An 18,853-nucleotide genomic window follows, 5' to 3' on the forward strand; every position below is an offset into this window, starting at 1 on the left:
GATGTCGAACCGTTTTCTGAGGCGCCTCTCCCTGGGGCTCGCCACGCTCGCCGGCCTCCTCGGTGCGCAGGCGGCCGACGCCGTGACCGCACCCGTGCTCGTGGTGGAGGTCGATTCCGGCAAGGTGCTCTACGCGCAAGGGGCGACCGACCCCTGGTACCCGGCCTCGATCACCAAGCTGATGACCACCTACGTCGCCCTCGACCTGGTGCGGCAGGGCAAAGTCTCGCTCGATTCGATGATCACGATCTCGGCCGCCGCCGCCGCCGAGCCGCCCTCGAAGATGGGCTTCAAGCCGGGCACGCAGCTCACCCTCGACAACGCTTTGAAGATCATCATGGTCAAGTCGGCCAACGACGTGGCCTTCGCGATCGGCGAGACGCTCGGCGGCACGGTCGACGGCTTCGCCGACATGATGAACGAGACCGCGCGCAAGATCGGCATGCGCGAGAGCCGCTGGTACAACCCGAACGGCCTGCCCGATCCCCGGCAATGGACCTCGGCCCGCGACATGGCGGTGCTCGGCCGCGCGCTGCTGCGCGACTTCCCCGATTCGCACGACCTGTTCTCGATCTCGGCGATCCAGTTCGGCCGCTCGGTGATGGCCAACCACAACGGCCTGCTCGGGCGCTATGCCGGCGTCGACGGGATGAAGACCGGCTTCATCTGCGCGGGCGGCTTCAACGTGGTGGCGAGCGCCAACCGCAACGGCCGGCGCATCCTCACCATCGTGATGGGCAGCCCGAGCGCGCGCGAGCGCGACCTCAAGGCCGCCGACCTGTTCGATTACGGCTTCGGCCAGTCCGCCGGCTGGACCGCGCAGACCCTCGACGCGATGCCGGCCTCGTCGATCGGCGCGCCGCCCGACATGCGGCCCTACATCTGCGACCGCAAGAAGCCGATGCCGATCGACGAAGGCCCGGGCGCCATCGCCGGCGCGGCCGACAGCGCCGGCGCGCAGTTCCTTGGGGCCGCCGGCCTGTCCTCGTCCGCGCTGACCTTGGCGACGCTGAACGGCGCGGCCGCGCGGAACCGCACCCTGCCGCCGCGCGCGCCGCTGCAGCCGATCCTGGTCTGGATCGGTCGCGACCCGGCCGAGGGGCAGATCATGCTCAACGAGCAGGCCGAGGCGGAGAAGGCCGCCGCCGCCTCGAGCCGCACCGCGAAGCTCGAGGCCGCCAAGGCCAAGCGCGAGGCGGCGCTGGAGGCGGCCAAGCAGAAGCGGGCCGCGGCCCTGGAGGCCAAGGCGCAGGCCAAGTCAGAGGCCAAGTCGCAGGGGAAGGCGAAGCCTGCCGTCGCCGGCGGCGTGCCCCGCTCGGCCAGCGCCTACACCGCGGTGGACGCGTCCGGCATGCCGGAGGCCAAGCATACGCCGGCCCACACCAAGCCGGCGACGACGGCGACCCAGAAGGGCGGCAAACCTGCGCCGGCCAAGCCGACATCTGCCAAGGTGACGCCCGCCAAGCCGACGGCGAAGGCCAAGCCCGGCGGGGCAAAGTCCGCTGCGAAGTCGTCCGCTACGAAGTCGTCCGCTGCGAAGTCCGCTGCGACCGCGGACGAGTGATCGGCCTCAGCGATTGAGCCCGCCGCCCGGCCGCGCTAGGCCGGACGCATGACCGACGCCCCCCGCCGACCGGACCCGATCCCGCTCACCGTGCTCACCGGCTTCCTCGGAGCCGGCAAGACCACGCTGCTCAACCGGATGCTGCGGGACCCGGCGCTCGCCGACACCGTCGTCATCGTCAACGAGTTCGGCGAGATCGGGCTCGACCACCTGCTGATCGAGGGCGTCACCGAGGACATGGTCCTCCTCGGCGCCGGCTGCCTGTGCTGCACCGTGCGCGGCGACCTGATCACGACGCTGGAAGACCTGCTGCGCAAGCGCGACAACGGCCGGATCACGCCGTTCCGCCGGGTGGTGATCGAGACCACCGGGCTCGCCGACCCGGCGCCGATCCTGCACGCGCTGATCTACCATCCCTATCTCGTGATGCGGTACCGGCTCCAGGGCGTCGTCACCGTCGTCGACGCCGTCAACGGGTCCGCGACGCTGGACGACCACCCGGAAGCGATGCGGCAGGCCGCGGTGGCCGACCGGATCGTGCTCGCGAAAGCCGATCTGGCCGGGGACACCGCGGCGCTGCGGGCGCGTCTGGCCGCCCTCAACCCGTCCGCGCCGATCGACCCGCCCGACGTGCCGGCGGCGACGCTGCTCGGCGGCTTCTTCGGCCTCGACGGCAAGGCCGCCGACGTGCGCGCCTGGCTCGGCGCGGTGCCCGAGACGGACGGGCACGCCCACGACGTGAACCGGCACGACGCGGCGATCCGCGCCTTCTCGCTGACCAGCGACGCGCCGGTGCCGCGCCCGGCGTTCGAGATGTTCTTGGATCTGCTGCGCGGCGGGCACGGTCCGAAGCTCCTGCGGCTCAAGGGCCTCGTCGCGATCGCCGACGACCCCGACCGGCCGGTGGTGGTCCACGGCGTCCAGCACGTGGTGCACGCCCCCGTCACCCTGCCGGCCTGGCCCGACGACGACCGCACCTCACGCCTGGTGCTGATCGTCCGCGACCTCGATCCGGCCTTCGTCGTCAGCCTCTGGGACGCCTTCCTCGGCCGCCCGCGGATCGATGCGCCGGATGCGGCGGCGCTGACGAACAACCCGCTGGCGATTCCCGGCGGCTGATACGGCCTCCGCGCAATCGAAGCGGAGGCTGTGTCAGGCAAGCCCGCGCGGCGCTTGAGCGAAGCCCAAATCCGCCATCCCGAAAGGATCGACCAGATTTGGTATGACGGAGCCCGCGGCACCATCCTTGAAACCAGCCTGTCGAAGGGCGCCCGAGGGGGCCCGAACGTCCCGGATCGGGACGATTTGTAGCCAAGGCGGGACGCAGGTGCCATGACGCACGGCTTCACGGTGATCCAGGGCGGACAGGCCCAGCCCGACGCGGCGGTGGACGTCCACCCGGTTTCGACCGGCACCGAGGCGGCCACCGAAGGTTGGCGGGTGGACCTGCGCCGCGCCGGCACCGTCGACGACGGCGCGGTCGCCGCCTGGCGGGCGCTGATGACGCGCAACGCGATCACCGATCCGCGGGTCGACCCGGATTACCTGCTGAGCGCGGCCCGGCATCAGTCCGGCGGCCGGGCCATCGCCTTCGCCCTGGCCTGGGACCGGGACGGGAGCGGCCGCGAGGCATTGCGCGGCGTGATGCCGATGGCGATGCCGCATGCGATCTGGGGGCGGGCGCGGGCCGAGCTGTGGCAGCCGCCGAGCCTTCCGCACCCGGCCGCCGCCCTGATCGACGGCCCGCGGACGGACGCGGTCGAGGCCGCGATCCGCGGGCGGCTCGCCGGCCTTCGGCGGCCCCTGCGGCTCGCCGCGCCGTCCCGCCTGCCGTCGCGCGGCGAGGCCCTCCGCCCGGCCCTCGCCGCCCGCGCCGACGGGCGCCGGACGGTTCCGGCCGATTGCGTCGTCGGCATCCTGTCCGCCGAGGACGCGGCGGCCGACGTCGAACACGTCTCCGACTCGGCCCTGATCCCGGCTGCGGTCGAGGAATTCCTGGCGCTCGATGCGCGCCACGCGGCGCGCCCGATCATCGCCGACCCGTCGGAGGCGTCGATGGTGCGGGTGGTGACGCGCCTGTTCGGGCGCCGCGGGCAGATGCGGATCGAGCTCGCCCGCCGCGCCGGCGAGCTGGTCGCCGGCACGCTCCACCTCGGCGCGGGCGCCCGGGCGGTGGTCTGGCGCCGCGCGGCCCGGGCCTGATAGGCCGCCGCGCGATCAAGCGGAGGCCGTATCGGGCAAGCCCGCGCGGCGCTCGAGCGAAGCCCAGATCCGCCACCCCGAAGGGATCGACGGGATTTAAGTTTGATCCGCTACTCGTCCTCGCCGAACTTGTTGGCGAGCAGGGCTTCGATCGCATCGAGGCAGGCCTCGGCGTCGGCGCCGACGGCGGTGACCGTCACGTGGGTGCCCTGCGCCGCGCCAAGCGTCAGCAGGCCCATGATCGAGCGGCCGCCCACGGTCTCCCCGGCGCGCGTGACGGTGACCTGCGCGTCGAAGCGCTCGACGGTCTGGACGAACTTGGCCGAGGCCCGCGCATGCAGGCCGCGCCGGTTGATGATCGGCAGGCGCCGCAGGAAGCCGCCCTCCGGAACGGTCGGGGGCTCGTCGTCCGGCTCGAAGAGGTCGTCCATCCGCCGGCGCGCTTCCCTGTCCGTCGCCGCGCCGTGGGCAGCGCGAGCCTGTTCCGGCACGCGCACGGCGCGGCCGTCACCGTGCGTAACGGGTCGGCGGTCGGGACGGCAAGATCGGGGGGAAGACTATTTGCCGGCGAGCACGCGCGAGGCGACGTTGATGTACTTGCGGCCGGCTTCCTGGGCGTGAAGCACCGCGTCGCCGAGCGATTCCGCGTCGCGCACGCTGGCGAGCTTGATCAGCATCGGCAGGTTGATGCCCGCCACCACCTCGACGGCGCCGCCGTTCATGCAGGACAGGGCCAGGTTCGACGGCGTGCCGCCGAACATGTCGGTGAGCACGACGACGCCCGTGCCGGTGTCGACGCGGCCGACCGCGGACATGATGTCCCGCCGCCGCAGCTCCATATCGTCTTCCGGCCCGATCGTGATGGTCTCGATCTGCTTCTGAGGGCCGACCACGTGCTCCAGCGCTGCCCGGAATTCGGTCGCGAGCAGTCCGTGGGTGACGAGCACCATGCCAATCATCGACACGTATTCCGGTGTCCTGTGAACGAGTCCGCCAATTTGTGCATTGCACGCACAGGCTCAAGGCGTCGCGACGTTTTGATCGCCCGTCGTCCCAATCATGCCACGCCTGCCGCACCCGCGCTACGGGGTGCGGGCGCCTCGCCGCAACGAGGCGGCGTGTGCGACTGCGAAGACACGCCGGGCGTCGCCGCGAGCAGCTTCGCGACGACGAGCCCCGGCGCGAGGCCGGCATCCCGCGCCGCCCGGTCGATCCGCAGGCAGGGGAGGGCGACGCCGACGATCGCGACCTCCGGCTCCCGCGGTTCGGGAAGGCGCGGCCCGGGCGCCACGAGGTCGACGACGAGGCGCAGGATGCAGGCCGGGACGTGGTCCACCGCGACGATCCCGTGGCCGCGGACCTCGATCAGGCCGGCGATGGCCGGGTGCGGGCGCGCCACCACGTGCCCGTGACGGGCTTCGACGCGGACCCGGTCGTCGCCGACCAGCGCCGCGAAGCCGCCCTGATGGGTGCACCGCTCGATCAGCGCCAGGGCGAGGCTCGACTTGCCGGCCCGCGATTCGCCCCGGATCAGCACGCCCGCCTCGCCGACGACGACGCAGGTGGCGTGGACGGTTTCGCGTAGGTCGGCGGCCGGAGCAGCTGGGAAGCCCGGCCGGCCTCGTCGGCTTGTCGGGTCAGGCATCGTCGAACGCCGTCATGGCAAGGTCGTGACCGGCGCGCCGCGTTTCGCGCGATCCGTCCGGTTCGGGCGCGCCGACAGGCGTGAACCTGGTCGCTCCGAGGGGGGAGGGGCGTGCCCTCTCAGGACATGTCACGCCCCTCATCCTGTCCTTCTCCCCCTGGGAGAAGGGACCCGCGCTTTTGCCGGAGCATTTGGTAGAGAGGCGGAGCGGTCGCCCTCGGTCGGACCGTTGCCGCGCCACCCCCGTCACGCCGCCGACATCTGCCGCGGGGCCGCCGGGATGCGCACGATGAAGCGGGCGCCGCGGACCGTCGGCTCGCCGTCCTCGTCGGCCGGGCCGGGGCGGTTCTCGGCGCGGATCGAGCCGCGATGCGCCTGGACGATCTGGCGGGAGATCGAGAGGCCGAGGCCCGAGTTCTGGCCGAAGCCCTGCTCGGGGCGGTCGGTGTAGAAGCGCTCGAAGATCCGCTCCAGGGCGTGCTCGGGGATGCCCGGCCCCTCGTCCTCGCAGATCAGCTCGATGTCGCCGCGCACCCGCCGCAGGGCGACGCGGACCTTCGCCTCCGTCGGCGAGAACGAGCGGGCGTTGTCGAGGAGGTTGTTGACCACCTGGCCCAGGCGGCTGTCGTGCCCGATAATCGCGAACGGCGCGTCCTGGTCGCCGGCGGGCGCGTCGACGTCGAGCTGGATCACGCAGTCCTTCGGGCGCTTGCGCTCGTTGGCCACCGAGACGACCGTGGACAGGAGCTTGCGCAGGTCGACCCGTCGCGCCTCGGCGCGGGCGAGCTCGGCATCGAGCCGCGAGGCGTCGGCGATGTCGCTGATCAGGCGGTCGAGGCGCTTCACGTCGTGCTGGATGATCGCCATCAGGCGGCTGCGCGAATCGTCGTTGCGGGCGAGCGGCAGGGTTTCGACCGCGCTGCGGAGCGAAGTCAGCGGGTTCTTCAGCTCGTGGCTGACGTCGGCGGCGAAGCTCTCGATCGCGTCGATGCGCCGGTAGAGCGCCTGGGTCATGTCCCGCAGGGCGCCGGAGAGGTGGCCGATCTCGTCGGTGCGGCTGGTGAAGTCGGGGATCTCCTCGCGGGTCTTGATCCCCATCCGCACCTTCTCGGCGGCCTCCGCCAGGCGCCGCACCGGCCCGGCGATGGCGCCGGCCAGCAGGATCGAGAGCACCACCATCACCATCGCGGCGACGAGGAAGACCTGGAACAGGCCGAAGCGCTCCGAGGCGATGACCCGGTCGATCGCGTCCCCTTGCGTCGAGAGCAGCAGCGCGCCGCGCACCGCCCCCGAGCGCTGGATCGGCACGGCGACCGAGACCGTGGTCTCGCCGAGCTCGTTGCGGCGCACGAGGCTGCCGCGGGCACCGTTCAGCGCGGTCTGGACCTCGCGCAGCGAATGGCCGTTCGTCGGCCCGACCTCCTCCTGCGGCTTCACCCGCTCGCCGAACAGGCCGAAGCTCCAGGCCTGCGCGACCTCGAAGGCCCGCTCGAGCAGGGAGCGCTTGCGGACCTGCGCGGTGCCGGCCCCGCCCTCGGGCCGGTTGAACAGCGAGCGCGTGTCGAACAGCAGGCCGCCCTCGCTGTCGAACACCCGCGCGCGGTTGCCGGTCGGGGTGACGAGCCGGCGCAGCAGCGGCGCCACCTGCTCCGGGTTGAGCGAGAAGGCCAGCGGCGAGGATTCCTCCTCGGTGCCGTTGCCCTCGCCGGCCTGCTGCTGGAGCAGCTTGTCGGGGTCGATGCGGATCGTCCCGGTGTCGACCGAGGCGGACGAGGCGATGGCGCCGGCGATGATGTCGCCCTGGATCGCCAGGCTCTGGACGCGGGCCTGGATCAGCCCCTGCCGGAACTGGTTGAGGTACAGGAACCCGACGAGCAGCGCGATCAGCCCGACGAGGTTGAGCACCACGATGCGGCGGGTCAGGCTCGACGAGGCCCGCTGTCCGATCGCATCCCAGGAGGCCCGCGGCCATGCGAGCGGGCCGCGGCGCGGCTCTTCATCGGTCTGCGACGTCACGACGGTCCGGTCTTCGACGGGGAATCGAGGGAAGCGAGGCGGGCGAAACGCGATCCCGAGGCGTCTCACGCATCGGGATCGGCCCCCCGCGACGGCGGGGCGGCGGTCGTCCGCCGGACCTCATGGGTGAGAACCCATGAGGCAGTGTGGAAGGCCTTCAGCCTTCCTTGAAGCGGTAGCCGACGCCGTAGAGCGTCTCGATCATGTCGAAGCTGGTGTCGGTCACCTTGAACTTCTTGCGCAGCCGCTTGATGTGGCTGTCGATCGTGCGGTCGTCGACGTAGACCTGGTCGTCGTAGGCCGCGTCCATCAGCGCGTTGCGGCTCTTCACGACGCCCGGGCGGTGGGCGAGCGCCTGGAGGATCAGGAACTCGGTGACCGTCAGGGTCACCGGCTCGCCCTTCCAGGTGCAGGTGTGGCGCTCCGGGTCCATCATCAGCGAGCCGCGCTCCAGCGAGCGGGCGGCGGCGTCGGCCTCGCGGGCGGCGGCGCCCGGCCCGTCCTTCGGGGCGAAGCGGCGCAGCACCGCCTTCACCCGCTCGACCAGCAGGCGCTGCGAGAACGGCTTATGGATGAAGTCGTCGGCGCCCATCTTGAGGCCGAACAATTCGTCGATCTCCTCGTCCTTCGAGGTGAGGAAGATCACCGGAAGGTCCGATTTCTGCCGCAGGCGCCTGAGAAGCTCCATCCCGTCCATGCGCGGCATCTTGATGTCGAAGATCGCGAGGTCGGGGGGCGAGTGCTTGAGCCCGTCGAGCGCCGAGGCGCCGTCGGTGTAGGTCTGGATCCGGTATCCTTCGGTCTCCAGCGCGATCGACACCGAGGTGAGGATGTTTCGGTCGTCGTCGACGAGGGCGATGGTCGGCATGCGCGTTCCTTGACTGACGGGGCGGTCGCGGGCGCGTGGCGGTGGCCCGCGTCGCCGCCTCCGGCCCCGGACGGGGCAGGCAAAAACGCGAACGCGACGACGAGTCGTATGACCGTGTCCGTTTCGCGCGGACGGTCTGTCGCTTTAAGCCGAAGTTTCGAAAAAAGCGAGCGGCCATGGTAGCTTGGCCGTATCCGGGCGATGCGCCGCGTCTCGCCCGTCTCGTCGGCGGTCGCGATTTCGCCCTATGATGCGGTCGGCGCGGCGTTTTTCGTTTCCGCCGCTTCCGGGGAGCGAGGGGCGCGATGGCTGAGACATCCGACGGCGTGGGCGGGACCGAATCGGGGGGGGCGCGTGGTCCGGCGCGGCCGCTTCCGGCGGCGCAGGCCCCGTTCGACGCGATCGGCCTGTCGCGGCGCCTGCTGCGCAGCATCCGCTCCGGCGCCCTGGCGACGCTCGATTCCGACGGCACGCCGTTCGCCTCGCTGACGACCATCGCCACCGACGTCGACGGCACGCCCCTGATGCTGCTGTCGCAGCTCTCGGCCCACACCCGCAACCTGCTCGCCGACCCGCGCTGCTCGCTGCTGTTCTCGGCCGGCGGCAAGGGCGACCCGCTCGCCCACCCGCGGCTGACCGTCGTCGGGCGGGCGGTGCGGACCGACGAGCCCCGCGTGCGGGCGCGCTTCCTCGCCCGGCACCCGAAGGCCGCGCTCTACGCCGACTTCCCGGATTTCGGATTCTTCGCGCTGGAGCCGACGGCCGGCCACCTCAACGGGGGCTTCGCCAAGGCGGCGACGTTGACGAAGGCCGAGCTGCTGCTGGATCTCGCGGGCGCCGAGGCGATCGTGGCCGGCGAGAGCGGCGCGATCGAGCACATGAACGCCGACCACGCCGACGCGCTGGCGCTCTACGCCGCCTCGGAGGGGGCGGCCGCGTGGCGCCTCACCGGGCTCGACCCGGAGGGGATGGACCTGCTCGCCGCCGACCGGACCGCGCGGGTGACCTTCCCGGAGCGAGTCGGCGACATGGGCGCGTTGCGAAAGGTCCTCGTGGTCATGGCCGCCGAGGCTCGGGCGAAGGACGAGGCGCCGCGAGCCTGAGCGGCCGGACGTCGGTCCGCGAAACCGCGGGCCGACGTGAAGCGGAGGTCTCAGGCCTCTTCGGTGGCCGGCTTCTCGGCCTCGGAATCCTCGGATTCGGTCTCGGACTCCGTCGCCTCGGAGGTCTCCGCCTCGGGCTGGGCCTCGGCGCCGACCGGCGGCCGGGTGTTGCGGCGGCGGCTCCAGCCCGGGGTCGCGCGCGGCGCGCCGCGGGTCACTTCCTCGTTGCCTTCGAGCACGCGCTTCACGCGGGCGTTGAAGTCCGACATCGAGATGCTGGGCGAACGCCCGTTGGGGGGAGTGCGAGCCATCTTGGGCCTTCCGCTTCGGAGCCCAAAGCACGGGATTGCGCGGAGGGTATGCCCTCTAGATAGGGCCGAACGCCCAAAATCCGAAGGGCCGTGGGGCCGGACAGGCCCATTCGGTCTCCGTCACCGAGGGATTCGCCCCGCGACGCCGCCCGCGCTTGGCGCTCCCCCCTGCGGCTGCTATCCCCCCGGGACGACCGACACCGCCTCCTCACATCAGACGGCGCGCGACGACGGCCCTCCGGTCGGCCGCACGCGCGCCGGAGATCCGCATCGATGACGACCACGCCGATCGACAACATCCGCAACTTCTCGATCGTCGCGCATATCGACCACGGCAAGTCGACGCTCGCCGACCGCCTGATCCAGACGACGGGCACCGTGGCGCTGCGCGACATGAGCGAGCAGATGCTCGATTCGATGGACATCGAGAAGGAGCGCGGCATCACCATCAAGGCGCAGACCGTGCGCCTGGAATACAAGGCCGAGGACGGCAAGAACTACGTCCTCAACCTGATGGACACGCCCGGCCACGTCGACTTCGCCTACGAAGTGTCCCGCTCGCTCGCCGCCTGCGAGGGCTCGCTGCTGGTGGTGGATGCGAGCCAGGGCGTCGAGGCGCAGACGCTGGCCAACGTCTACCAGGCGCTCGACGCCAACCACGAGATCGTGCCCGTCCTCAACAAGATCGACCTGCCGGCCGCCGAGCCCGAGCGCATCCGCGCCCAGATCGAGGAGGTGATCGGCATCGACGCGTCCGAGGCCGTGGCGATCTCGGCCAAAAGCGGGCTGAACATCGAGGCGGTGCTGGAAGCCATCGTCAAGCGCCTGCCGCCGCCGAAGGGCGACCGCGACGCGCCCCTGAAGGCGCTGCTGGTGGATAGCTGGTACGACGTCTACCTCGGCGTCGTCGTGCTGGTGCGCATCGTCGACGGCGTGCTCAAGAAGGGCATGAACATCCGCATGATGCGGGCCGACGCGGTGCACGGCGTCGACAAGATCGGCGTGTTCCGACCGAAGATGGCCGACATCGGCGAGCTCGGCCCCGGCGAGGTCGGCTTCTTCACGGGCTCGATCAAGGAGGTCGCCGACACCCGCGTCGGCGACACGCTGACCGAGGACAAGCGCCCGTGCAAGGAGATGCTGCCGGGCTTCAAGGACGTGCAGTCGGTGGTGTTCTGCGGGCTCTTCCCCGTGGATGCGGCCGAATTCGAGACCCTGCGCAGCGCGATGAGCAAGCTCCGGCTCAACGACGCCTCGTTCTCCTACGAGATGGAGACCTCGGCCGCCCTCGGCTTCGGCTTCCGCTGCGGCTTCCTCGGGCTGCTGCACCTCGAGATCATCCAGGAGCGGCTTGAGCGCGAGTTCAACCTCGACCTGATCTCGACGGCGCCCTCCGTGGTCTACCGCCTGCAGATGGCCGACGGCACGGTGAAGGAGCTGCACAACCCGGCCGACATGCCCGACGTGATGAAGATCACGGCGATCGAGGAGCCGTGGATCCGCGCCACCATCCTCACCCCCGACGAGCATCTCGGCGGCGTGCTGAAGCTGTGCCAGGACCGGCGCGGATCGCAGGTGGACCTCAACTACGTCGGAAAACGCGCCATGGTCGTCTACGACCTGCCGCTGAACGAGGTGGTGTTCGACTTCTACGACCGCCTCAAGTCGATCTCGAAGGGCTACGCATCGTTCGACTACCACATCTCCGACTACCGCGAGGGTGACCTCGTGAAGATGTCGATCCTCGTCAACGCCGAGCCGGTCGACGCGCTCTCGATGCTGGTCCACCGCACCCGCGCCGAGCATCGCGGCCGCGCCATGTGCGAGAAGCTGAAGGACCTGATCCCGCGCCACCTGTTCCAGATCCCGGTCCAGGCGGCGTTGGGCGGCAAGATCATCGCCCGCGAAACGATCAAGGCCCTGTCCAAGGACGTGACCGCCAAGTGCTACGGCGGCGACATCTCGCGCAAGCGCAAGCTCCTGGACAAGCAGAAGGAAGGCAAGAAGAAGATGCGCCAGTTCGGGCGCGTCGAGATTCCGCAGGAGGCGTTCATCGCCGCGCTGAAGATGGACGATTGAGCTTTTCGGCTCCCTCGGGTTGACTAGCGGGCCTGTTCGAATCGGTGGCGGCTTGGCCTTCGATCGTGATGCGGAACGACGGTGGCATGCGATGCAGCGCAGCGACGTGATCGCCAGACTCACCGAGCGGGCCGGGCATCTTCAGAATTCCGGCATTCTCGCGCTCTACCTCTTCGGCTCCGTCGCCCGGGACGAGGCCGGCCTCGATGGCGACGTCGACCTGTTCGTCGACCCGCAATACGACCGGTTCGGCTTCGTCGAATTGTTCAGGACGGAAGCCTACCTCGCGCAGGCGCTCGGGTGCCGGGTCGACTTGACGACGCGGGAAGGCCTACACCCTCAATTGCGGGCAGAGATCGAGCGCGAGGCCATCCAGGTCCTGTGATGAAGCGGTCGGCGATTGCACGCCTCACGGATATCCTGACGATGAGCGACGCGGCTGCGGACATCGTCGCGGGACGAACGTTCGCCGATTATCGCATGGACCTGGTGATGCGCCTCGCCGTCGAACGACGTGTCGAGATCGTATCGGAAGCGAGCCGACACGTGCCGCCGGATGCGAAGACACGCTTTCCGGCCGTACCATGGTCCGAGATCGCCGCCGTCGGCAACAAGCTCCGGCACGAGTAAATTCGCATCGACGACCTCATCCTATGGAAGATCGCGACGGTGTCGCTGCCCGAGCTTCGCCCGATCATCGCGGCGATCCCGAGCGAGGCGTCGGCCGGCTGAGTGGCGCTGCGCTCGACGCCTGCCATCGGCTCAATGCCGTAGCGAGAGCGACATCCCTCACCGGCCCCGATCCGCGAGCCGGAACCGCGCCGCACCGCAAAAAGTTCGCCCTCCAAATCCACGGAGCCGAACGTATGCGGATCACCACCGTCGCCGACCACGTCGTCGAGACCCTGCAGGAGGCCGGCGTCCGGCGCATCTACGGGGTCGTCGGCGACAGCCTGAACGCGATCACCGAGGCGATCCGGGCGCGCGGCGTGATCGAGTGGATCCACGTCCGCCACGAGGAATCCGGCGCGTTCGCGGCCGGCGCCGAGAGCCAGGTCACCGGGCAGCTCGCGGTCTGCGCCGGCTCGTGCGGCCCCGGCCACGTCCACCTGATCAACGGCCTCTACGATTGCCATCGCTCGCGCACGCCGGTCCTGGCTTTGGTGGCGCACATCCCGTCGGCCGAGATCGGCTCGGGCTACTTCCAGGAGACGCACCCGACCGAGCTGTTCCGCGGCTGCAGCCACTATTGCGAGCAGGTCTCCGATCCCGCCCAGCTCCCCTACGTGCTGGAGAACGCCATGCGCGCCGCGATCGGGCAGCGCGGCGTCGCGGTGGTCGTCATCCCCGGCGACGTCGCGCTGAAGGACGCGCCGGCCCGCGCCGTGGCGACGAAGGCCGGCCTCGTGCCGCCGAAGCCCGTGGTGCAGCCGGCCGAGGCCGATCTGACGGCGCTGGCCGAGCTTCTGAACGGCTCCCGCAAGATCACGCTGCTCTGCGGTCGCGGCTGCGCCGGGGCGCATGCCGAGCTGCTGCAGCTCGCCGAGGCCCTGAAGAGCCCGATCGTCCACGCACTCGGCGGCAAGGAGTTCGTCGAATACGACAACCCCTACGACGTCGGCATGACCGGGCTGATCGGGTTCTCGTCCGGCTACGCGGCGATGGTCGGCTGCGAGACGCTGCTGATGCTCGGCACCGGCTTTCCCTACAAGCAGTTCTACCCGAAGGACGCGAAGGTGGCGCAGGTCGATCTGCGCCCGGAAGAGCTCGGGCGCCGCTGCCGGCTCGACCTCGGCCTCGTCGGCGACGTCGGCGCCACGATCCGCGCGCTGCGGCCGTTGCTCGCGGTGAAGGCCGACCGCGCCTGGCTCGACGGCAGCCTCAAGCACTACGCCAAGGCGCGCGAAGGGCTCGACGAGTTGGCGACGGGCAAGCCCGGCCGCAAGCCGATCCACCCGCAATACCTCACCAAGCTCCTGAGCGACGCGGCCTCCGACGACGCGGTGTTCACCGCCGACGTCGGCACGCCGACGATCTGGGCGGCGCGCTACCTCAAGATGAACGGGAAGCGCCGGCTGCTCGGATCCTGGGTCCACGGCTCGATGGCCAACGCCATGGTCCAGGGCATCGGCATCCAGGCCGCCTCGCCCCGGCGCGAGGTGATCGCGCTGTGCGGCGACGGCGGCTTCAGCATGCTGATGGGCGACTTCCTGACGCTGCGCCAGCACCGGCTGCCCGTGAAGGTGGTGGTGTTCAACAACGGCTCGCTCGGCTTCGTCGAGATGGAGATGAAGGCCGCAGGCTACCTCGAGACCGGCGTCGCGCTCGACAACCCGGACTTCGCCGCGATGTCGCGGGCGGCCGGCATCTTCGCGATTCGGGTCGAGGATCCTGGTGAACTCGAAGGCGCGATCCGCGAGTTCCTGGCCTTCGACGGGCCGTCGCTGCTCGACGTGGCGGTGGCCCGCAACGAGCTCTCGATCCCGCCCAAGATCGACGGCCAGCAGGTGAAGGGCTTCAGCCTCTACATGCTGCGTGCGGTGATGAGCGGACGCGGTGACGCGGTCCTCGACCTCGCCAAGACCAACCTCATTCGATAGACCGGATTGAAATCGTTCCAAGGCGGCGCTTCGCGGCTTCGAAGGAACATCAGGGAGGGCGCATGGCCCGGCAACGGAACATCTGGCGCCTCGCGCGCCGCCCGGTCGGGGCCGTCGCCGAGGGCGACCTCGCCTACGGCGCCGAGGCTCTGCCCGAGCTGCAGCAAGGCCAGTTCCTGCTGCAGGTGCTGTACCTGTCGCTCGATCCGACCAACCGCATCTGGATGAGCGACGCCGAGCAGTACATGCCGCCGGTCGCGATCGGCGAGCCGATGCGCGGCCTCGTGGCCGGGCGCGTGATCGAGAGCCGGAAGGACGGCGTCGAGCCCGGCGCGCTCTATTCCGGCATGGGCGTCTGGGCCGACCACATGGTCACCGACGGGCAGGGCCTGCAGCCCCTGGCCCTGCCGCCGGGCGTGCCGCTCTCCCTCGCCTTCGGCGTGTTCGGCCTCGTCGGCCCGACGGCGTATTTCGGCCTGCTCGACATCGGCCGCCCGAAGGCCGGCGAGACCCTGGTGGTCTCGGCCGCCGCCGGCGGCGTCGGCCAGGTCGTCGGTCAGATCGGCAAGATCAAGGGCTGCCGGGTGATCGGCATCGCCGGCGGACCGGACAAGTGCCGGTTCGTCGTCGACGAGCTCGGGTTCGACGCGGCGATCGACTATCGCAGCGAGGATGTCGGCGCCCGCCTCGACGCCCTGGCGCCCGACGGCGTCGACATCAACTTCGAGCAGGTCGGCGGCCCGATCTCGGACGCGGTGTTCGCGCGGATGCGGCTGTTCGGGCGGATGCCGCTGTGCGGCCTGATCGCCTCCTACAACGACACGTCCAAAGACTCTTCGGAGCGCCCGGGTCCGGCCGTCGCGGCGGCGTGGCGCCAGATGCTGATGCGGCGGCTCACCGTGCAGGGCTTCATCGTCACCGACTACGCCGCGCGCTGGGGCGAGGCGGTGCAGGCGCTGGGCGGCTGGATGGCGGAAGGCCGGATCAAGACCCGGCAGGACGTGCGGCCCGACCTCGCGCGGGCGGTGGAACACCTCGACAGCCTCTACACCGGCGGCAACTTCGGCAAGCTGCTGGTCCAGGTGGGCGCCTCGGAAGACGGCGCCTGACGGCGTGGGCGAACGGCCCGGCGGAACGGCTCAGGGAAACGGGATAGGACCATGCGGATCGGACTGTTCGTCCCCTGTTACGTCGACGCCTTCGAGCCGGAGGTCGGCATCGCCACCCTCGAGTTGCTCGAGCGCCTCGGCCTCGAGGTGGAATACCCGTTCGACCAGACCTGCTGCGGCCAGCCGATGACCAACACCGGCTGCCACGCGGAAGCCGCCGCCACCGAAGCCCTGTTCGTCAAGAATTTCGCCAAGTTCGACTACGTCGTCGCGCCCTCGGGCAGCTGCGTCCACCAGGTGCGCGAGCATCTGACGGCGATTCCCCAGACCGAAGAAGTCGTCGGCGTTCGCCGAAAGACCTTCGAGCTGGTCGAGTTCCTGCACGACGTGCTGAAGATCGAGGAATTCCCCTGGGCGTCGTTCCCGCACAAGGTCGCCTACCATGCCAACTGCAACGCGCTGCGCGGAATCCACCACGCCCGGCCGTCCGAGATCAACCTGCCATACTATTCGAAGCCCCTCGACCTGCTGGCCAAGGTGAAGGGCATCGAGGTCGTCAAGCTGACGCGGCCCGACGAGTGCTGTGGCTTCGGCGGCACCTTCTCGGTGTTCGAGCCCGCCGTCTCGGCCAAGATGGGCTACGACAAGGTGACCGACCAGGCGCGCGCCGGGGCCGCGTACGTCGTCTCGGCCGATTCCTCGTGCCTGATGCACCAGAAGGGCTGCGCCGAGCGCCTCGGCGTGCCGCTGAAGTACATCCACATCGCGCAGGTCCTGAACGGAGCCGCCGCATGAGCATCGAAGACCTTACGCCCCGCGAGACGGATGGCACGCCCCGCGAGAGCGCCGGCATGATCCACCCGGAGGTGCGCGCGCCCGGCGACGAGAGCGAGCGCCACCAGGATGGCGGCCGCCTCCAGCACGCGGAGGCCGCCTCGAAGCCGATCGCAGCGCCGAAGACGCGCGAACAACAGCCACGCGGGGCCAAGATCCGCGGCAACCGGCCGATCGACCAGGGCGAGGCCGCCGAGCGCTTCCTCGCCGCGCCGCTGCATCAGGCGGCGCACGACGAGCGCCTGTGGGACCTGCGCAAGAAGCGCGACGTGTCGGCCCACGGCATCCCCGAATGGGAGGAGCTTCGCGAGATCGCCTCGAACATCAAGGCGCACACGCTGAGCCGGCTCGACACCTACCTCGAGCAGTTCGAGGCGGCGGCCAAGGCCAACGGCGTCCACGTGCACTGGGCCTCGGACGGCGCGGACCACAACCGCATCGTGCTCGAGATCCTGCGCAGCCACGGCGCGAAGACCCTGGTGAAGTCGAAGTCGATGCTCACCGAGGAGTGCGGCTTCCGCCACCACATGGCGGCGAGCGGGATCGAGATCATCGAGACCGACCTCGGCGAGCGCATCCAGCAGCTCGACAACGAGGAGCCGAGCCACATCGTGGCGCCGGCCGTGCACAAGACGCGGATGGACGTCGCCGAGGTTTTTGCGCGCACGCTCGGCACCGACCCCGAGAACGACGACGCGCACTACCTGGCCGAAAGCCAGCGCGAGACCACGCGGCCCTACATCCTCAACGCGGATGCGGGGATGACCGGGTGCAACTTCGCCATCGCCGAGACCGGCACGGTGGTCACCTGCACCAACGAGGGCAACGCCGACCTGTCGGGCAACGTGCCGCCGCTGCAGATCCACTCGATCGGCATCGAGAAGGTCATCCCGCGGATCGAAGACCTCGGCGTGTTCATCCGCCTGCTGTCGCGCTCGGCGCTGGGCTCGCCGATCACCCAGTACACCTCGCACTTCCGTGGTCCGCGGCCCGGCACCGAGATGCATTACGTGCTGGTCGACAACGGCCGCTCCGAACGCCTCGGGATGGAGGAGTTCTGGACCTCGCTGAAATGCATCCGCTGCGGCGCCTGCATGAACACCTGCCCGGTCTACCGGCGCTCGGGCGGGCTCTCCTACGGGGCGACCTATGCCGGGCCGATCGGGCTGATCATCGACCCGACCTTCAACAAGCGGAAATACTCGACGCTGCCATTCTCCTCGACCATGAACGGCTCCTGCACCAACGTCTGCCCGGTGAAGATCAACATCCACGAGCAGATCTTCGCCTGGCGCAAGGTTCTGGCCGAGGAGCACCAGATCCCGCTCTTGAAGCAGGGCATGATGAAGGCCGCCGGCGCCGTGCTGAGCCGCCCGGCCGCCTACCGCGCGGCGATCGGCACGGCGGATTCGGCTTTGCGCGCCCTGCCGCGCTTCGCCGTCTACAACCCGCTCAACACCTGGGGGAAGAAGCGCGAGATGCCCGAGGCCCCCAAGCAGAGTTTTCACGCCTGGTACAAGCAGAACCGCATGGCGGGTGCATCCAAGAAGGACGTCGCCTCGAAGAAGGACGTGTCGTGAGCGCCGGCACCCGCGAGGCGACGCTGGCCGCGATCCGCCGCAACCGGCCGGCCGGCGACTATCCGCTGCCGCAAATCCCGGACTTCGCGCCGCTGGTCGACGACGACCGCATCCTGGCCTTCACCGAGGCGCTGAAGCGCATGGGCGGCCGGGTGGTCGAGGCCGGCCCCGCCGGCGATCCGCTCGGCCACGTGCGCGACCGCCTGGATGCGGCCAAGGTCGTCGCTTCCGCCGTGCCGGAACACGCGGGCACCCTCGACCTCGCCGCCGTCACCCGGCCGCAGGCGGTGGACGACGTCGACGTGGCGATCGTGCGCGCCCGCTTCGGGGTGGCCGAGACCGGATCGGTGCTGTTCACCGAGGCCGAGCTCGTGGTGAACGCGGTGGCCTACCTCGCCCAGCACCTCGTGGTCCTGCTCGACCCCGCCGACGTCGTCGTGAACATCCAGGCCGCCTACAAGCGCCCGGACTTCGCCGGCGCGGCCTACGCCGTGCTGCATACCGGGCCGTCGGCGACCGCCGACATTGAAGGCGTGCTCATCCACGGGGCGCAAGGCGTGCGCTCGCTGACGGTGGTGCTCCTGCCGCGCCGGGTGTGATCGAACGTTGCACCCTGGTCCGACGACTGCGATCGACCGCGTCGCGGTGGCTCGACAGGCCTCGGATGCAGTCTACCCACGCGACACGGAAGACTGAACCCGCCGGCCAGAGCATTTTCAAGCGAGCTGGATGCCGGCTTGCGTGAAGGAAATGCGACCACACAGTAGGTTAGAGCATTTTCCGTGATCCGGAGATCACGGAAAATGCTCTAGCAGGCTGCTGCAGAAGTCTGGCGTGGCGCTCGATTTGGATCGTCAGGGCTGTTTTTCGAGATCAGCCCACCTCGACGCGGCTCGATCCGCCAGCTTCGATGGTACTCCAGGTCGCGGGCTGCGTCTCGGC

General features: G+C 70.2%; 18 protein-coding genes. 12 read left to right on the plus strand and 6 right to left on the minus strand.

Annotated elements, in window-relative coordinates:
• Position 1 precedes the first annotated feature (1 nt).
• From FV234_RS09845 to FV234_RS09855, 3 genes are all read left to right on the plus strand, one after another.
• On the plus strand, positions 2-1,564 hold the full coding sequence (locus tag FV234_RS09845) for a D-alanyl-D-alanine carboxypeptidase family protein (RefSeq protein ID WP_147829006.1): 1,563 nt from the start codon (positions 2-4) through the stop codon (positions 1,562-1,564).
• Positions 1,565-1,612: 48 nt separating this feature from the next.
• Positions 1,613-2,683: a GTP-binding protein gene (locus FV234_RS09850; RefSeq protein ID WP_147829008.1), complete on the plus strand. Its 1,071-nt coding sequence runs from the start codon at positions 1,613-1,615 to the stop codon at positions 2,681-2,683.
• Positions 2,684-2,896: 213 nt separating this feature from the next.
• Positions 2,897-3,766, plus strand: a complete 870-nt coding sequence (locus FV234_RS09855; RefSeq protein WP_147829010.1) for a hypothetical protein — start codon at positions 2,897-2,899, stop codon at positions 3,764-3,766.
• A 110-nt stretch (positions 3,767-3,876) separates the two neighbouring features.
• Here the strand turns inward: FV234_RS09855 and FV234_RS09860 are convergent, their stop codons facing one another.
• The 5 genes from FV234_RS09860 to FV234_RS09880 form a co-directional block, all read right to left on the minus strand.
• Positions 3,877-4,197: an HPr family phosphocarrier protein gene (locus FV234_RS09860; RefSeq protein WP_147751899.1), complete on the minus strand. Its 321-nt coding sequence runs from the start codon at positions 4,195-4,197 to the stop codon at positions 3,877-3,879.
• 126 nt (positions 4,198-4,323) lie between these two features.
• Positions 4,324-4,725 carry a PTS sugar transporter subunit IIA gene (locus FV234_RS09865; protein WP_147751901.1) on the minus strand — a complete coding sequence of 134 codons (402 nt, stop codon included), beginning with the start codon at positions 4,723-4,725 and terminating at the stop codon, positions 4,324-4,326.
• A gap of 98 nt (positions 4,726-4,823) precedes the next feature.
• Positions 4,824-5,411 (minus strand): hypothetical protein, encoded by a 588-nt coding sequence (locus tag FV234_RS09870; protein WP_147829012.1) that lies wholly within the window; start codon positions 5,409-5,411, stop codon positions 4,824-4,826.
• Between the two features lie 246 nt (positions 5,412-5,657).
• Positions 5,658-7,427 carry a sensor histidine kinase gene (locus FV234_RS09875; RefSeq protein WP_187273633.1) on the minus strand — a complete coding sequence of 590 codons (1,770 nt, stop codon included), beginning with the start codon at positions 7,425-7,427 and terminating at the stop codon, positions 5,658-5,660.
• A 157-nt stretch (positions 7,428-7,584) separates the two neighbouring features.
• Positions 7,585-8,295, minus strand: a complete 711-nt coding sequence (locus FV234_RS09880; protein WP_147751897.1) for a response regulator transcription factor — start codon at positions 8,293-8,295, stop codon at positions 7,585-7,587.
• 305 nt (positions 8,296-8,600) lie between these two features.
• On the opposite strand from FV234_RS09880, the gene FV234_RS09885 reads away from it, so the two are divergent.
• Positions 8,601-9,398 carry a DUF2470 domain-containing protein gene (locus tag FV234_RS09885; RefSeq protein ID WP_147829014.1) on the plus strand — a complete coding sequence of 266 codons (798 nt, stop codon included), beginning with the start codon at positions 8,601-8,603 and terminating at the stop codon, positions 9,396-9,398.
• 50 nt (positions 9,399-9,448) lie between these two features.
• Here the strand turns inward: FV234_RS09885 and FV234_RS09890 are convergent, their stop codons facing one another.
• Entirely contained in the window at positions 9,449-9,709 is a 261-nt protein-coding gene (locus tag FV234_RS09890) for a hypothetical protein (RefSeq protein ID WP_147762313.1), read from the minus strand.
• A 273-nt stretch (positions 9,710-9,982) separates the two neighbouring features.
• Between FV234_RS09890 and lepA the strand changes: the two genes are divergently transcribed.
• From lepA to FV234_RS09930, 8 genes are all read left to right on the plus strand, one after another.
• A complete protein-coding gene (gene lepA / locus FV234_RS09895; RefSeq protein ID WP_147829016.1) occupies positions 9,983-11,788 on the plus strand; it encodes a translation elongation factor 4 in 1,806 nt (601 codons plus the stop codon).
• A gap of 91 nt (positions 11,789-11,879) precedes the next feature.
• A complete protein-coding gene (locus FV234_RS09900) occupies positions 11,880-12,173 on the plus strand; it encodes a nucleotidyltransferase domain-containing protein (RefSeq protein ID WP_147762312.1) in 294 nt (97 codons plus the stop codon).
• Positions 12,173-12,418 (plus strand): HepT-like ribonuclease domain-containing protein, encoded by a 246-nt coding sequence (locus FV234_RS09905; protein ID WP_147813327.1) that lies wholly within the window; start codon positions 12,173-12,175, stop codon positions 12,416-12,418. The genes FV234_RS09900 and FV234_RS09905 overlap by 1 nt, the downstream gene beginning before the upstream one ends.
• Before the next feature lie 236 nt (positions 12,419-12,654).
• On the plus strand, positions 12,655-14,388 hold the full coding sequence (gene poxB, locus FV234_RS09910) for a ubiquinone-dependent pyruvate dehydrogenase (RefSeq protein ID WP_147829018.1): 1,734 nt from the start codon (positions 12,655-12,657) through the stop codon (positions 14,386-14,388).
• A gap of 62 nt (positions 14,389-14,450) precedes the next feature.
• Positions 14,451-15,497, plus strand: coding sequence for an NADP-dependent oxidoreductase (locus tag FV234_RS09915; RefSeq protein WP_147829020.1), 1,047 nt, complete (start codon positions 14,451-14,453; stop codon positions 15,495-15,497).
• Positions 15,498-15,548: 51 nt separating this feature from the next.
• A complete protein-coding gene (locus FV234_RS09920; protein WP_147751889.1) occupies positions 15,549-16,292 on the plus strand; it encodes a (Fe-S)-binding protein in 744 nt (247 codons plus the stop codon).
• Positions 16,289-17,911 (plus strand): lactate utilization protein B, encoded by a 1,623-nt coding sequence (locus tag FV234_RS09925; protein WP_147829022.1) that lies wholly within the window; start codon positions 16,289-16,291, stop codon positions 17,909-17,911. Before FV234_RS09920 ends, FV234_RS09925 begins: the two co-directional genes overlap by 4 nt.
• Positions 17,908-18,510, plus strand: coding sequence for an LUD domain-containing protein (locus tag FV234_RS09930; RefSeq protein ID WP_187273634.1), 603 nt, complete (start codon positions 17,908-17,910; stop codon positions 18,508-18,510). The genes FV234_RS09925 and FV234_RS09930 overlap by 4 nt, the downstream gene beginning before the upstream one ends.
• The last annotated feature ends 343 nt before the right edge of the window (positions 18,511-18,853 follow it).

Origin of the sequence: Methylobacterium sp. WL8 (genome assembly GCF_008040045.1) — a bacterium.
GTDB lineage: Bacteria > Pseudomonadota > Alphaproteobacteria > Rhizobiales > Beijerinckiaceae > Methylobacterium > Methylobacterium cerastii.

Excerpts from the sequence above, each read along its gene's own strand:
- FV234_RS09845 (WP_147829006.1), top strand. The coding sequence starts at position 2 with ATGTCGAACCGTTTTCTGAGGCGCCTCTCCCTGGGGCTCGCCACGCTC.
- FV234_RS09850 (WP_147829008.1), top strand. The coding sequence starts at position 1,613 with ATGACCGACGCCCCCCGCCGACCGGACCCGATCCCGCTCACCGTGCTC.
- FV234_RS09855 (WP_147829010.1), top strand. The coding sequence starts at position 2,897 with ATGACGCACGGCTTCACGGTGATCCAGGGCGGACAGGCCCAGCCCGAC.
- FV234_RS09860 (WP_147751899.1), bottom strand. The coding sequence starts at position 4,197 with ATGGACGACCTCTTCGAGCCGGACGACGAGCCCCCGACCGTTCCGGAG.
- FV234_RS09865 (WP_147751901.1), bottom strand. The coding sequence starts at position 4,725 with ATGATTGGCATGGTGCTCGTCACCCACGGACTGCTCGCGACCGAATTC.
- FV234_RS09870 (WP_147829012.1), bottom strand. The coding sequence starts at position 5,411 with ATGCCTGACCCGACAAGCCGACGAGGCCGGCCGGGCTTCCCAGCTGCT.
- FV234_RS09880 (WP_147751897.1), bottom strand. The coding sequence starts at position 8,295 with ATGCCGACCATCGCCCTCGTCGACGACGACCGAAACATCCTCACCTCG.
- FV234_RS09885 (WP_147829014.1), top strand. The coding sequence starts at position 8,601 with ATGGCTGAGACATCCGACGGCGTGGGCGGGACCGAATCGGGGGGGGCG.
- FV234_RS09890 (WP_147762313.1), bottom strand. The coding sequence starts at position 9,709 with ATGGCTCGCACTCCCCCCAACGGGCGTTCGCCCAGCATCTCGATGTCG.
- lepA (WP_147829016.1), top strand. The coding sequence starts at position 9,983 with ATGACGACCACGCCGATCGACAACATCCGCAACTTCTCGATCGTCGCG.
- FV234_RS09900 (WP_147762312.1), top strand. The coding sequence starts at position 11,880 with ATGCAGCGCAGCGACGTGATCGCCAGACTCACCGAGCGGGCCGGGCAT.
- FV234_RS09905 (WP_147813327.1), top strand. The coding sequence starts at position 12,173 with ATGAAGCGGTCGGCGATTGCACGCCTCACGGATATCCTGACGATGAGC.
- poxB (WP_147829018.1), top strand. The coding sequence starts at position 12,655 with ATGCGGATCACCACCGTCGCCGACCACGTCGTCGAGACCCTGCAGGAG.
- FV234_RS09915 (WP_147829020.1), top strand. The coding sequence starts at position 14,451 with ATGGCCCGGCAACGGAACATCTGGCGCCTCGCGCGCCGCCCGGTCGGG.
- FV234_RS09920 (WP_147751889.1), top strand. The coding sequence starts at position 15,549 with ATGCGGATCGGACTGTTCGTCCCCTGTTACGTCGACGCCTTCGAGCCG.
- FV234_RS09925 (WP_147829022.1), top strand. The coding sequence starts at position 16,289 with ATGAGCATCGAAGACCTTACGCCCCGCGAGACGGATGGCACGCCCCGC.